This is a genomic window from Streptomyces sp. NPDC058955 (genome assembly GCF_042741435.1).
In the GTDB taxonomy this organism is placed as follows: Bacteria; Actinomycetota; Actinomycetes; order Streptomycetales; family Streptomycetaceae; genus Streptomyces.
In genome coordinates this window covers 7041-20818 of record NZ_JBHYKM010000045.1, presented here as the reverse complement: position 1 = coordinate 20818, position 13778 = coordinate 7041, and the positions used below count along the sequence as shown (strand labels likewise).

The window sequence follows — 13778 nt, the reverse complement described above, 5'->3', positions numbered from 1 at the left end:
GGGCGCGGGGCGGCGGCGCCGCCGCCCCCGCCGCCGGGGCCGCCCCCTGCTCGCGCCCCCACCCCCCCCCCCGGCCCGCCCGCGGCCCCCCGCGGGGGGGGGGGGGGCGCCCCCCCCCCCGCTCCTGGAGACCGTGGTCGGATTCGAACCGACGTCACTCGCTTTGCAGACGAGCCCCTGAACCACTCGGGCACACGGTCGTGTCGGTGTGGCGACAACGACGACGTTAGGGGCCGTGGGGGAGGGGCTCAAGGGGGATCGGGGCCGTGCCACGGGACTGCAATACCGCTGCCACACGCCGTTCATGGAAGGGCGGGCGGACCTGATGGACTTGGTGCCGTGAGGGGTGGCCGGATAGCGGGAGTAAACGTTCAAGCGGGGGTCGGGGAAGCCCTGTTGGGGTGTGGTGCCCCAGTCTTTTCGCGCCCGGCTGGAATTCGACGCGGACGTCTGTGCTGTGCCGTGTGCGTGCGTAAACTCCGTGGCCTCACTGGCGGGCGGGGGGAGACACATGTCGTTCGAGGACGAGTGGGCCGCGGCGAAGGGCACCGCGATGCGGCTCGACCAGCTGCCGGCCGACCCGGGGCGCTGGAGCCCGAGCGTCGACCTCTCCGTGAAGCAGGACCACCTCGGCGCGATCGGCCACGCCGCCTACGAGCTGCACGGCCGACTGGCGAAGGACGGCAACCACGCGCGCACGGACGGCTACGAGGCGGCGATCGCGCTGTCCGGCCACGGGTTCCGCACCGGAGCAGCCCTGCGCACGGTCCAGGAGACCTGGGGCTTCCAGCTGCGGACCCTGCTGCACGCGGTCGCGCACATCTCCAACCACCTCGACTACAGCGTGGCCTCGCATGCGAAGGACGACGTCGAGGTCGGCACGTCCCTGTCCGTGTCCAAGATCAGCGAGTACTTCAAGTAGGGGGCGGAGCAACCGTGCTGACCTTCGACGGTGTCTACCGGGCGCCGCTCGCCCGGATGAAGGACGCGGCGGACCGCTGGTCCGAGATGAAGCGCAAGCTGGACGAGCTGGCCGAGGACGCCCGCCGGACGATGGCCGACCAGACCAGGGCGGAGGACTGGCGGGGTCTGAACGCTGAGGTGACGAAGCCGTTCATCGACAAGACCGCCAAGGAGTTCGCGGACGCGGCGAAGGCGGCGGAGGGCATCCACAGGGTCCTTGAGGACGGGTACCAGACCTTCAAGAAGGCCAAGGACGAGCTGACGAGGCTCGTCGAGACCGACGCGCCGGGACAGGGGCTTCTGGTGCGGACCGACGGCACCGTCGTGGCCCGCGAGCCGGCCGGGGAGGACGTCGCCGCCCGCCGCGACCCGGACTTCGCGCTCGTGCTCCGCAAGGAACAGGCCCAGATCAAGGCCCTGAAGGCGCGCATCGACGTCATCCTCGAACGCTGCGACGACGCGGACGTGGCCTGCGCCAACGCACTGCGTGCCAACATCACCGGCGACACCCACCAGTTCAGCGCCCCGAAGTACGCGAGCCTCGACGCCGAGGAGGTCGACCGGGCGGTCGGGCTGGCCGAGAAGGGCCGGAAGCTCACCCACGCGGAGCTGGAACAGCTCAACGAACTGCTCGCCGACAACCGGAAGGCGGGGTGGTTCTCCCGGACCTTCTACGACCGGCTCGGCGGCGAGGGCGCGCTGCGGTTCTTCGGCGAACTCGCCGCCGACACCGGTGGGCAGGGCTCGGACGAGCGGGACAAGGAACGCCTGGCGGACGTCCAGGCCCTCCAGAAGAACCTGGGCCTCAACCTCGCGAACGCCACGCGCGGCGACGAGGGGTGGGCCAAGGAGTGGTCCGCGGAGATGCGGCGGCTCGGCACGGAGCGCGTTCCGCTCCCGTCCCGCCCGGACGGCACCGGCCCCTACGGCTACCAGCTGCTCGGCGGCCTCCTGAGGTACGGCGACTACCACCCGAAGTTCCTCGTCCCGATCGCGGAACACGTCACCCAGCTCCACGCGAAGGAACCGGACCTCTTCAGGCCCGACCGCATGATGATGGGCCCCGGGGCCAAGGGCTCGTACAACCCCTCGGGGACGAACGGCCACGGCTTCGACCCGGTGATCCCGGTGCTGGAGGCGCTCGGGCACAGCCCGGAGGCGGCGAAGGAGTTCTTCTCGGCCAAGCCGACGTCGTACGAGCGGGACGGGAGCGTGGGCGGGACGCTGGATCTGGGGACGGACAAGGACGGCAAATCCGTCACCCGCTACCTGGACTTTCTCGCCAACGAGAAGTACGCGTCCTTCTCGGACCACGTCACCGGGGACGACCCCTCGAAGGCCAAGGACTACATGCCGGACGCGCTGGGGCACGCGCTGGAGGCGGCGACCCTCGGCCATGCCTGGGACGATCCGAGCCCCGGGCTCCACCGGGACGCCACGACGGCCGAGATCATGACGGAGGTGATGGCGAAGTATGGGGGTGACCCCGAGCTCGTCAAGAAGCACCACTCGGCGCTCGCCGACAGTCTCGGCACCATGGGCGCCGGGTACATCGACGACCTGAGCTGGGCATTGACCGAGAACAATCCGGGGTCCCCCTACGCGCCGGATGTCGCGGGCAAGCCACTGAAGGAGGCGGCCGATATCGCGGCGCTCCATCCGGAGTTCGGCCAGGGCAACGCCGTCGATTTCCTGACGGTCCTGGGGCAGTATCCGGACGCGTACGCCACGATGTCCACGGCGGATCGCCTCCATACCGTGAGCGTGCTGGAGGCACAGGTCGGAGCCGACGGGCGGATCAACGAACCCCAAGTCATCAGGGCCGCAGGCACCGGGGCACAGCTCCAGGCGGTGCTGGATGTGGCCCGTGCGGAGCAGATCAAGGCCGAGGGCGAGAAGGCCATCGAGGACTACGAGAAAGCGCAGGAGGAGCGCGGCGCGTGGGTGCAGTTCGGAGCGACCGCCGCCATCGCGGCGGGTGTCGCCTTTGTTCCGGCCACCGCCGCTGCCGCCGGCGCCGCCGCGATCCTCGTCCCGCTTGCGGTCGACACGGGCTCCGGCGCTCTGGAGACGCTGGCAGGGGTGGTCGTCGGGGACTGGTCCGAGAAGGCCAACGAGGAGTACAAGGACGCGACGGAGGACAAGGTCGACGGGGACAAGGAGGGTGTCTACCGGGATGGCAGGCACAGTGCCGGATCTCCGGCGAAGCATTTCGCCGAGGTGCATGGGGGCCAGGGGAGCGACTACTTCGAGGTGCACCTTGAGTCGGCCGTGAGGGGCGGATACCACGAAGGCGAGCTGCTCGCCCGGCAGACCGGCCACGGACCCGAGACGGGGTGAACGCGTGAGGCTGTCCAGGGCATCTGAGGGAAGCACGCTGAAGAGTGCTGTCATCGGGCTGGTCGTATGTTTGGTCGCCACCGCCTGCGGCGCTTCGGAGGCGCCGGAGCCGAAGCGCGTCACGGCCGGACAGCAGTGTGACGACACCCTCTCACCGGATGCGGCGCGCGCGCTGGAGACGGTGCTGAAGACGAAGCGGTTCTCGCACGCTCCGAGGGGCGGATTGAAGCGGAGCGCAGACGCACTGGTCACGGATTACGCCAAATCCGAGGGGCGGACGCCGAGTCGTTCTCTGTGCCGGGTGAATCCTTCTACGGGTGGGCTGGACGAGGTCGCCATCGAGTACCGCTACTGGAGGGACGTCAATCTCCATAAGGACAGGCACTCGGCAAGGCTGCACCCGTACGGCGTGGGTGTGGAGGCGCTGTCCGGGTCGGTAGGGGCTCACCTCTACGTCACATGCGTCAGCTCTCGGTTGCCGGGGTCCGAAAAGCGTCCCGCGAGGATCTGGGGAGTATTGCGAGTGGCCTGGAACATGGTCCCCGACACCGTCCCCATCCGCGAAGCCCACCTCACCATCCTCCACTCCGCCACTCTCGCCGTCGTCCGTGAGCTCGGCTGTGAGAACGACGCCGGGCTGACCGAGAAGCCCGTCCTCAGGCCGTTGCCCGAGGAGGGGGCGTAGGTCCAAAGGGGGAACGTCGCATCCGTCCCGCGACAGGGGTCATCCCCTGAGATGACCCTTACCCTGGGCCCATGAGCGCCCTCGAACCCCGTGAGACCGAGACCACTGCCGGCCCGCCCGTCCCCGTGGCACCCCGGGGTTCCGTCCTCGACTCCGCCCATCGGGCGCTCAGCGTCGGCATCGTCTCCGTCGTGCTGCTCATCGCCTTCGAGGCGACGGCCGTGGGGACCGCCATGCCGGTCGCCGCGCGGGAGCTGGACGGCATATCCGTGTACGCCTTCGCCTTCTCCGCGTACTTCACGACCAGCCTCTTCGGCATGGTCGTGGCCGGGCAGTGGTCCGACCGGGACGGGCCGCTGCTGCCGGTGACCGCCGGGATGAGCGCCTTCGCGGCGGGGCTGCTGCTGTCGGGGACGGCCGGCGCGATGTGGGTGTTCATCCTCGGGCGGGCGGTGCAGGGGCTCGGCGGCGGGCTGGTGATCGTCGCGCTGTACGTGGTCGTCAGCCGGGCGTACGCGGAGCACCTGCGGCCCGCGATCATGGCGGCCTTCGCCGCGAGCTGGGTCGTGCCGTCCGTGGTCGGGCCGCTCGCCGCCGGGACGATCACCGAGCACCTCGGGTGGCGGTGGGTCTTCGTCGGCATCCCCGCGCTCGTCGTGCTGCCGCTGGCGCTCGCGCTGCCGGCGATCCGGCGGACGGCCTCCGGGCCCGCCGACCCGTCGGCGCCCGTCGCGCCCTGGGACCGGCGGCGGATCCTGCTGGCGCTCGCGATCTCGGCGGGCGCGGGGCTCCTCCAGTACGCGGGGCAGGAGCTGCGCTGGCTGTCGCTGCTGCCCGCCGCCGTGGGCGCGGCGCTGCTGGTGCCGGCCGTCCGGGGGCTGCTGCCGCGCGGCACGGTCCGGGCGGCGCGCGGACTGCCGTCGGTGATCCTGCTGCGGGGGGTGGCGGCCGGGTCCTTCATCGCGGCCGAGTCGTTCGTGCCGCTGATGCTGGTCACCCAGCGCGGGCTCAGCCCCACGCTCGCCGGGCTCTCGCTCGCCATGGGCGGTCTGACCTGGGCGCTCGGCTCGTGGATCCAGTCGCGGCCGTGGACGGAGCCGTACCGGGAGCGGCTGGTCGTGCTCGGCATGCTGCTGGTCGCGCTCGCCATCGCGGCCGCGCCCAGCGTGCTGCTGCCGGGCGTGCCGGTGTGGGTGGTCGCCGTCGCCTGGGCCTTCGGCTGCCTCGGCATGGGCGTGGTGATCGCCTCGACGAGCGTGCTGCTGATGAAGCTGTCCCCGCCGGAGGAGGCCGGCGCGAACTCGGCCGCGCTCCAGATCTCCGACGGCCTGTCGAACGTGCTGCTGCTCGCCGCCGGCGGCGCGGCGTTCGCGGCGCTCGGCGGCGGGGCGGTCGGGCACGCGGTCGCCTCCGCGGCGTCCGAGGCCTCCCACCCGGGTGCCTTCGCCGCCGTGTTCCTGCCGATGGCGGGGGTCGCGGCGGTGGGGGCGTGGGTGGCGACGCGGCTGCGGGGCGGGGCGGACGGGCGATGACCGGAGTGGTACCACTCTGACCCCACCCAGTGGTACCGTTCTGGTATGGCCATGAACCTGCGTCTCCGCGACGACCAGACCGAAGCCCTCAAGCTCCGTGCGGAGCAGGAGGGCACCAGCATGCACGCCATACTCCTCCAGGCGGTCGACGACTACCTGGCGCGCACCGCCCAGCAGGCGATCGTGCGGAAGACGGCCATGGAGCAGGCCGCCAAGTGGCACGAGCTGATGGAGCGCCTCAAGTGACGTGCGTCTACCTCAGTGCCGAGGACGTCCTGGTCGTCGCCGGATACGCGGTCGACGACCAGGACATCGTCGTTCGGGACGCGGGCCTGCTCGAATCGGCCGTCCACCGGCCGTCGGCGGCCATGTTCGGCCAGGAGGCGTACCCGACCCTCCTCGACAAGGCGGCGGCCCTCCTGCAGTCCCTCGTGATCAACCATCCGTTCTTCGACGGCAACAAGCGGACCGCCTGGCTGTCCTGCGTGACGTTCCTGGTGATGAACGGCGTCCAGCTGCGGCCCGACATCGACGCGGCGGAACGACTCGTCATCGAGGTGGCCACGGGCCGCACCGACGAGGTGAAGACGATCGCCCAGGAGCTGCGCGCGCTGCTCGACCCGGAGGTCTGAGAACGGTCCCGTCCCACCGGGGCCCCGCCGCCCCGCGGATGTGAGACTCGCCGCACGGCCCGAGGTCAGAGCGCCGGCCGCCCCGTGTTCGATCGAGGTTCCGGCCGCCCCGCCGGTAAGGTGGCCCGGTTGTCATATCTGGACGTCGTCTGGACGAGCGTCGAACCGTAAAGCGTCGAACCGTAACCGGAGATCGTGACTACCACCGCCACCTCCTCTCATCACCTCTCTCCCGCCTTCCCCGGCCGTGCTCCCTGGGGCACCGCCAACAAGCTGCGAGCCTGGCAGCAGGGCGCGATGGAGAAGTACATCCAGGAACAGCCGCGTGACTTCCTCGCCGTCGCCACGCCCGGCGCCGGCAAGACCACCTTCGCCCTGACCCTCGCGTCCTGGCTGCTGCACCACCACGTCGTGCAGCAGATCACGGTCGTCGCCCCCACCGAGCACCTGAAGAAGCAGTGGGCGGCCGCCGCGGCGCGGATAGGGATCAAGCTGGACCCGGAGTACAGCGCCGGGCCGCTCAGCAAGGAGTACGACGGCGTCGCCCTCACCTACGCCGGTGTCGGCGTGCGCCCCATGCTCCACCGCAACCGCTGCGAGCAGCGCAAGACCCTCGTCATCCTCGACGAGATCCACCACGCCGGTGACTCGAAGTCCTGGGGCGAGGCGTGCCTGGAGGCGTTCGACCCGGCCACCCGCCGGCTCGCCCTCACCGGCACCCCGTTCCGCTCCGACACCAACCCGATCCCCTTCGTGACGTACGAGGAGGGGAACGACGGCATCCGCCGCTCCTCCGCCGACTACACCTACGGCTACGGGAACGCGCTCGGCGACGGCGTCGTCCGGCCGGTCATCTTCCTCTCCTACAGCGGCAACATGCGCTGGCGCACCAAGGCCGGCGACGAGATCGCCGCCCGGCTCGGCGAGCCGATGACCAAGGACGCGATCTCGCAGGCGTGGCGCACCGCGCTCGACCCGCGCGGCGAGTGGATGCCGAACGTGCTGCGCGCCGCCGACCAGCGCCTCACCGAGGTGCGGAAGTCGATCCCGGACGCGGGCGGCCTGGTGATCGCCTCCGACCAGGACTCGGCCCGCTCCTACGCCAAGCTGATCCGCGAGATCACCGGCACCAAGGCCACCATCGTCCTGTCCGACGAGGCCGCCGCCTCGGACCGCATCGACGAGTTCAGCGAGTCCACCGACCGCTGGATGGTCGCGGTCCGCATGGTGTCCGAGGGCGTCGACGTGCCCCGCCTCGCCGTCGGCGTGTACGCCACCACCATCTCCACGCCGCTGTTCTTCGCGCAGGCCGTCGGCCGTTTCGTGCGATCCCGCAGGCGCGGCGAGACCGCGTCGGTGTTCCTTCCCACCATCCCCAGCCTGCTCGGCTTCGCCACCGAGATGGAGGTCGAGCGCGACCACGTGCTCGACAAGCCGAAGAAGGAGGGCGAGGAGGACCCGTACGCCGAGTCCGAGAAGGAGCTCGCCGAGGCCGAGAAGCAGCAGGACGAGGACACCGGCGAGCAGGACATGCTGCCCTTCGAGGCGCTGGAGTCCGACGCCGTCTTCGACCGCGTGCTCTACAACGCCGCCGAGTTCGGCATGCAGGCCCACCCCGGCAGCGAGGAGGAGCAGGACTACCTCGGCATCCCCGGCCTCCTCGAACCCGACCAGGTGCAGCTCCTCCTCCAGAAGCGGCAGGCCCGGCAGATCGCGCACAGCCGCAAGCGGCCGGACAGCGAGGCGGACCTCCTGGAGCTTCCGGCCGAGCGGCGCCCCGTCGTTTCCCACAAGGAGCTGCTCGAACTGCGGAAGCAGCTCAACACCATGGTCGGCGCCTACGTCCACCAGAGCGGCAAGCCGCACGGCGTGATCCACACCGAGCTGCGCCGGGTCTGCGGCGGCCCGCCGAGCGCGGAGGCCACCGCCGGGCAGATCCGCGAGCGGATCAAGAAGGTGCAGGAGTGGGCCACCCGGATGCGGTGAGCCCCCGGGGGAAGACATGAGAGAGGCCCGTACGACGGCGGTCGTACGGGCCTCTCCGCCGTTCCGTGCGAAGCGGTACGGCGCCGGGGCCGGCCCCCACGGACGGCCATCGGCACCCTCCACGCTACGGGCACGACATAGCGGTTCTTGTCAGCCAAAGTCCCGAGGAGGGCCGACGAAGGTCCTGAACCGTCCGCATCCGGTCGCCCGCGCCCGGATTCTGGACGAGGTCTTCCGCTGAGCGGAGCGGGTCGCTACTGTCCCGGCACAAAGCAACCGCCCCGTGGCAGCGCCGCCGCGGAGCGCAGCCGGTGTACCCCTTCCTGCCGGCGGCCTCTGACGTGCGTCGCCGACGGGACCGGCGCCGCGAACCCCGTGGGAGCCGCCGCCACTCACTTTCCGAAGGAGAGGGCGTCGTGACCGCGGAGACCTCCCAGACGCTCGACAGAGGGCTCAGAGTCCTCAAGCTGCTCGCCGACACCGACCACGGCCTGACCGTCACCGAGTTGTCCAACAAACTCGGCGTCAACCGGACCGTGGTCTACCGTCTGCTCGCCACCCTGGAACAGCACGCCCTCGTCCGCCGCGACCTCGGCGGCCGGGCCCGCGTCGGCCTCGGCGTGCTGCGCCTCGGCCGTCAGGTCCACCCGCTGGTGCGGGAGGCGGCCCTGCCCGCGCTGCGCTCGCTCGCCGAGGACATCGGCGCGACCGCGCACCTGACGCTCGTCGACGGGGCGGAGGCGCTCGCCGTCGCCGTCGTCGAGCCCACCTGGACCGACTACCACGTGGCCTACCGGGCCGGCTTCCGCCACCCGCTGGACCGGGGCGCGGCGGGCCGGGCGATCCTGGCCGCCCGCCAGGGCACCCTGATCGACCCCGGCTTCACCCTCACCCACGGCGAGCTGGAGGCCGGGGCCAGCGGGGCGGCGGCGCCGCTGGTCGGGATCACCGGCATAGAGGGCAGCGTCGGCGTGGTCATGCTCGCCGACGCGGTGCCGGAGCGGGTGGGCCCGCGCGTCGTGGACGCCGCCCGCGAGGTCGCCGACGCCCTGCGGTAGCCGTCCTGCCCGTACCGGTCCACCGTGGCGGCCGCGGCTCAGCGGAGCAGCAGCTCCGCCGTCGCCGTGCGGCTGTGGTGGACCGAGCGGCCCGTGCGGGCCGTGGCCAGGAGGCCCGCCGCGCGGAGGGCGGCCGTGTGCGCCGAGACCGTGGCCGCCGACACCCCCAGCGCCCTGGCCAGCTCGGTCGTCGTCCGCGGGGCGGGCAGGGCGCGCAGCAGCGCGGCCCTCGTCGCGCCCAGGACGCCCGCCAGCGGCTCCCCGGACCCGTCGGCGTCCCCGTCCGGTACGGGAGGCAGCCCCGGCCCCGCCGGGTAGACGACGACCACCGGCCGCCCCGGCCGGTCCTGCACCAGCGGCCCGCCCCGCCAGTGGAACGTCGGCGACACCACCAGCCCCCGCCCCCGGAGGCGTACGTCACGGACCCCGGCCCCGGGCGCGGCCGGCCACGTCCACACCCCGCCCCCGAAGACCGAGCCCGGCGCCAGGGCCGTCAGCGCCGCGCCGAGCCCGCCCTCCGCCAGCGCCACCGCGTGCCGGGCGAACTCCGCCCGGTGCAGGTCCTGCACCCGCCCCCACACCGGCGCCAGGACCGCCCCGTACGCCGCGTGCTGGGCGGCGGCGAGCGTCCGCCGGCCCTCCGCCTCGCCCGCGTGCAGGGCCCTGATCCAGGCCGGAGCCGGGCCGCGCCCCGCGTACACCCGCTCCAGCTCGGACCGTACGAGCTCCGGCGCCGCCGCCTGGATCTCCGCGAGGCCCTCCTCCCGGGTCCCGCCCCGCACGTCCAGGAACACGGGGGCCGAGCCGCCCGGCACCAGATCGGCCAGCGGCGCCGCGGCCGCCGGCAGGGCCCGCGCGGTCCTGGCCCGCCACCGCCCGAAGAGCAGCCCCTCGTGCGGGGCGCCCAGCATCAGCAGCGCCGCGTGCAGCTCCGGCACGGGCGACGGGCGCGGTGCGCACCGCACCCGCGCCAGGTCCTCCACCGTGAAATGCACCCGCAGCACGTACCCCGCCCCCTCCGTCGCCCGTCCCGCGTCCCGGGGCCGGCCTTTCGGGCACGGCCGAAAGGCTGGGCCCGGTGCGGGTCCGGGTTCCAGGATGCCCGGCATGAACGCACTCTCCCGCCGCACCCTGGTCAAGGCCGCGCTGATCGGCGGCGCCTCCACCTCCCTCGCCGGCGCCTCCACCGCCCTCGCCGGCCCGGCCGCCCTCGCCGCCGCCCCGTTCGTCCCGGTGCTGCCCGCGCCCACCGGCCCCCACCCCGTCGGCGTCGTCCGCCACACCTTCACCGACCGGGGCCGTCCCGACCCCTGGGACCTCGCGCTCGGCGCCCGGCAGGTCGTGGTCAGCGCCGTCTACCCGGCCCGGACCGTCGCCGGACTCCCGCGCGCCCCCCAGCTCACCCCCGCCGAGGCGCCCGTCTTCGGCGCGCTCGCCCCTCACGTCCGGGGGCTGCCGGGAACGGGCGTCGACTGGGCCGCGACGCTGACCCACGCGCACGCCGGGGCGCCGCCGCTGCCCGGGCGCCGGCCCGTCGTGCTGTACACCCCCGGCGGCGGCGACGCCCGGACCCTCGGCAGCGGCCTCGCCGAGGAGCTGGCCAGCCACGGCGCGGTCGTCGTCCTCGTCGACCACCCCGGCGAGGCGAGCCAGGTGGAACTGCCCGACGGGACGGTCCGGGAGACCGTCCTCTTCGGGCCGCCGGACCCGGCGACCTTCCGCACCATGGTGGACACCCGCGTCGCCGACCTCCGGCTCGTCCTCGACCGGCTCGGCGAGCTGCCGCTCGGCACCGTGCCCGACCCGCGCCGCACCGGGATCTACGGGCACTCCGCGGGCGGCACCGCCGCCGCGCTGCTCGCCGCCCGCGACCCGAGGATCCGGGCCGTCGCCGACCTGGAGGGCTATCTCGACCTGGAGCCCTGGCCGGGCCACCGGCCGCTGCTCCTGATGGACACCGACGGCTTCGAGGGCGCCGAGCGGATCGCCCGCTCCTGGGCGGGGCTGCGGGCCCGGCGCCGCACCCTGCGCGCCGCGAACCACTGGGTCTTCACCGACCACGCGGCCGTCGTCCCCCAGCTGCACGCCGCCGGGCTCGTCACGGACGCCGTACGGGACGGGCTCGTCGGCCCCGGCGACGCGGCGGCGTCCTTCGCGGCCGTCCGTCGGGAGCTGCGCGCCTTCTTCGCGGGCGCCCTGGGCCGGACCGGTCGCTGACCCGGCCCGTATCCGGGGCCCAGTAGATTGGACGCGTGCTCTCGCGTCTCTCCCGCATGCCCCGGTCCCGTGTGGTCGCCGCGTGCGCCGTGCCCGTCGTCGCGCTGGTCGCCGTGGCCGGGCTCGCGCCGCTGCCGTTCGCCATCGCCCAGCCCGGGACCACCGCCGACGTCCTGGGGAAGGACAAGGGGCGGGAGGTCATCACGATCACCGGCGCCCCGGTCCGCCCCACCACCGGCGAGCTGCGGATGACGACCATCCTCGCCACCGGCCCCGGCACCGACGTGGACCTCGCCGAGGTGGCCGACGCCTGGTTCCGCACGGACCGGGCGGTGCTGCCGCACGACTCCGTCTACCCGCCGGGGAAGTCCGACGCCGAGATCGAGCAGCGGAACCTCGGGCAGATGAAGGAGTCCCAGGACGCGGCCGCCGTCGCCGCCCTGAACTACCTGAAGCTGGACCCGGCCGAGGTGAAGGTCGAACTGCACCTCGCCGACGTCGGCGGCCCCAGCGCCGGCCTGCTCTTCGCCCTCGGCGTCGTCGACAAGCTCGACGGGGACGGCGACGGCGGCGACCTCACCGGCGGCAGGACCGTCGCCGGTACGGGCACGATCGCGCCGGACGGGAAGGTCGGCGCGGTCGGCGGCGTCTCCCTCAAGACCCAGGCCGCCGCCCGCGACGGCGCCACCGTCTTCCTCGTGCCCAAGGACGAGTGCGCGGACGCGGAGGCCGAACTCCCGGACGGGATGCGGCTCGTGCCCGTCTCCACCCTCAGTGACGCGGTGGGATCGCTTCGGGCGCTGGAGCAGGGCCAGGAGTCGAAGGTTCCGAGCTGCTAGCGGGGGCCGCCCCGTCGTCCAGGCCGCGCCAGGCCGGGAAGACCGCCGGCGCGAGCGTCACCAGCAGGTAGAGCCCGGCGGTGCCGAGCAGCGTCGCCGTCAGGCCCGCCCACTCGACCGTCAGGCCCGTCACCAGACCGCCCAGCGGGGTCGCCATCAGGACCCCCGCGGTGCTGGCGCCCGCCACCCGGCTGCGCAGCTCCTCCGGCACCCGCTCGTACAGCACGGTCGACAGGATCGGGTTCAGCACCCCGGCGCCGAGCCCGCCCGCGACCGCCGTCACCAGCAGCGGAGCCACCGACGAGGTCGCCGCCGCCACCAGGTACATCGGCGCGCCGGCCAGGAGGAAGCCGGCCGTGAGCACCGCCCGGCGCGGGAAGCGGTGGCCCACGGCCCCGTAGAGCAGCGCCGCGGCCAGCGCGGACCCCGCGAAGACGGCGACCACCAGGCCCTGGGCGGCCGGGCCGCCCAGGGACTCCTTGGCGTGCAGCGGCAGCAGGACCGAACTCCAGCTCAGGGCCAGCCCGTTGGTGACCATCACCAGCAGCATGATGCCGAGCATCAGCCGGTCGCCGAAGAGGTACGCGTATCCCTCCCGCAGGTCGGCGCGGTAGCGCGCGGCGGAGAGCGGCGGCCCGTCGCGGCGCGGCGCGGCGGCGGCGACCCGGCGCAGCCCGACGGCGGTGAGCACGGCGGAGGTGCCGAAGGTGGCCGCGTCGAGCAGCAGCACGGTGTCCGCGCCGACCACCGCGACCAGCACCCCGGCGAGCGCGGCGCCGCCCATCCGCGCCCCGCGGTTGACCGCGTCGAAGAGGCTCGTGGCCCGGGCCAGCGGGGTCCCGGCGCGCGCGGCGAGGTCCGGCACCAGGACGTACCGGGCGGTCTCGCCGGGGGCGTGGAAGAGGCCGCTGACGCCCATCAGCACGCACAGCAGCCCGTACGAGAGCAGCCCGGTGTGGTGCAGCAGCGGGATCGCGGCGAGGGCGACCCCGCAGACCAGGTCGGACGTGATCCCGACCCGACGGCGGCCGATCCGGTCGACGACGGGCCCGCCCGCGATCGCGGAGAGGACGACCGGCAGCGCGGCGCAGAAGGCGACGAAGCCGGCCTTGCCGGGGCTGCCGGTGGTCTCCAGGGCGAACCAGGGGACGCCGATGAGGGTGAGCGAATTGCCGGCGATGGAGATGGTGTTGGCGGCCAGGACGGTGAACAGGGGTTTCTTGTCGTGCGGTTCGACTGCGGTCTTCACTTGTGGTCCCCCGGGGTGGGCGGGTGGGCGTGGTGGCAAGCAAACGCCGGACGGGCTGAATTCCAGCCCCGCCGGCGTGTGGGGCGCGGGGTGCGGGGGGGGGGCCCCCGGAGTGGGAGGAGGGGGGGGGGGGGAAGCTCCACCCCCCCCCCCCCCCCCCACAGTGGCCTGCGGCGGGGTCGCGTCTCGCTCTCCGCCCGGCGGGGGGGCCGGGCGCCCCCCCCCCAGCCCGCGGGGGGCCCCGCCCCGCCGTCGCGTCCGGGGTGGAGCTTCACCC

12 protein-coding genes and 1 tRNA gene are annotated in these 13778 nt (G+C 73.5%); 10 read left to right on the top strand and 3 right to left on the bottom strand.

Annotated features, from left to right (window positions below; translation table 11 throughout):
- Nucleotides 1-125: 125 nt before the first annotated feature.
- A tRNA-Cys gene (locus ACFW1I_RS18995) sits at nt 126-200 on the bottom strand.
- A 311-nt stretch (nt 201-511) separates the two neighbouring features.
- Here ACFW1I_RS18995 and ACFW1I_RS18990 point away from each other — a divergent pair.
- From ACFW1I_RS18990 to ACFW1I_RS18955, 8 genes are all read left to right on the top strand, one after another.
- Nucleotides 512-922: a hypothetical protein gene (locus ACFW1I_RS18990; RefSeq protein ID WP_384671153.1), complete on the top strand. Its 411-nt coding sequence runs from the start codon at nt 512-514 to the stop codon at nt 920-922.
- Nucleotides 923-936: 14 nt separating this feature from the next.
- Complete coding sequence (locus tag ACFW1I_RS18985; protein ID WP_384671150.1) at nt 937-3303, top strand: hypothetical protein; 2367 nt, start codon at nt 937-939, stop codon at nt 3301-3303.
- Nucleotides 3304-3307: 4 nt separating this feature from the next.
- On the top strand, nt 3308-3988 hold the full coding sequence (locus tag ACFW1I_RS18980; RefSeq protein ID WP_384671148.1) for a hypothetical protein: 681 nt from the start codon (nt 3308-3310) through the stop codon (nt 3986-3988).
- A 71-nt stretch (nt 3989-4059) separates the two neighbouring features.
- The gene (locus ACFW1I_RS18975; RefSeq protein WP_384671145.1) at nt 4060-5520 is read left to right on the top strand and encodes an MFS transporter; all 1461 of its coding nucleotides are present in this window, start codon (nt 4060-4062) and stop codon (nt 5518-5520) included.
- Nucleotides 5521-5565: 45 nt separating this feature from the next.
- A complete protein-coding gene (locus ACFW1I_RS18970) occupies nt 5566-5766 on the top strand; it encodes a ribbon-helix-helix protein, CopG family (RefSeq protein WP_030221768.1) in 201 nt (66 codons plus the stop codon).
- A complete protein-coding gene (locus ACFW1I_RS18965) occupies nt 5763-6152 on the top strand; it encodes a type II toxin-antitoxin system death-on-curing family toxin (protein ID WP_384671144.1) in 390 nt (129 codons plus the stop codon). The genes ACFW1I_RS18970 and ACFW1I_RS18965 overlap by 4 nt, the downstream gene beginning before the upstream one ends.
- Nucleotides 6153-6344: 192 nt before the next feature.
- Nucleotides 6345-8138, top strand: coding sequence for a DEAD/DEAH box helicase (locus ACFW1I_RS18960; RefSeq protein ID WP_384671225.1), 1794 nt, complete (start codon nt 6345-6347; stop codon nt 8136-8138).
- Between the two features lie 416 nt (nt 8139-8554).
- Nucleotides 8555-9196 carry an IclR family transcriptional regulator gene (locus tag ACFW1I_RS18955; RefSeq protein WP_031008443.1) on the top strand — a complete coding sequence of 214 codons (642 nt, stop codon included), beginning with the start codon at nt 8555-8557 and terminating at the stop codon, nt 9194-9196.
- Between the two features lie 38 nt (nt 9197-9234).
- Here the strand turns inward: ACFW1I_RS18955 and ACFW1I_RS18950 are convergent, their stop codons facing one another.
- Entirely contained in the window at nt 9235-10200 is a 966-nt protein-coding gene (locus tag ACFW1I_RS18950; RefSeq protein ID WP_384671142.1) for a helix-turn-helix domain-containing protein, read from the bottom strand.
- Nucleotides 10201-10303: 103 nt separating this feature from the next.
- On the opposite strand from ACFW1I_RS18950, the gene ACFW1I_RS18945 reads away from it, so the two are divergent.
- Both ACFW1I_RS18945 and ACFW1I_RS18940 read left to right on the top strand, forming a co-directional pair.
- Entirely contained in the window at nt 10304-11413 is a 1110-nt protein-coding gene (locus tag ACFW1I_RS18945) for an acetylhydrolase (protein WP_384671140.1), read from the top strand.
- Between the two features lie 56 nt (nt 11414-11469).
- Nucleotides 11470-12252, top strand: a complete 783-nt coding sequence (locus ACFW1I_RS18940; RefSeq protein WP_384671222.1) for a S16 family serine protease — start codon at nt 11470-11472, stop codon at nt 12250-12252.
- Here the strand turns inward: ACFW1I_RS18940 and ACFW1I_RS18935 are convergent.
- A complete protein-coding gene (locus ACFW1I_RS18935; RefSeq protein ID WP_384671138.1) occupies nt 12185-13501 on the bottom strand; it encodes an MFS transporter in 1317 nt (438 codons plus the stop codon). The two genes, ACFW1I_RS18940 and ACFW1I_RS18935, sit on opposite strands and share 68 nt — an antisense overlap.
- Nucleotides 13502-13778 lie beyond the last annotated feature (277 nt).

Excerpts from the sequence above, each read along its gene's own strand:
- ACFW1I_RS18990 (WP_384671153.1), top strand. The coding sequence starts at position 512 with ATGTCGTTCGAGGACGAGTGGGCCGCGGCGAAGGGCACCGCGATGCGG.
- ACFW1I_RS18975 (WP_384671145.1), top strand. The coding sequence starts at position 4,060 with ATGAGCGCCCTCGAACCCCGTGAGACCGAGACCACTGCCGGCCCGCCC.
- ACFW1I_RS18970 (WP_030221768.1), top strand. The coding sequence starts at position 5,566 with ATGGCCATGAACCTGCGTCTCCGCGACGACCAGACCGAAGCCCTCAAG.
- ACFW1I_RS18945 (WP_384671140.1), top strand. The coding sequence starts at position 10,304 with ATGAACGCACTCTCCCGCCGCACCCTGGTCAAGGCCGCGCTGATCGGC.
- ACFW1I_RS18940 (WP_384671222.1), top strand. The coding sequence starts at position 11,470 with ATGCCCCGGTCCCGTGTGGTCGCCGCGTGCGCCGTGCCCGTCGTCGCG.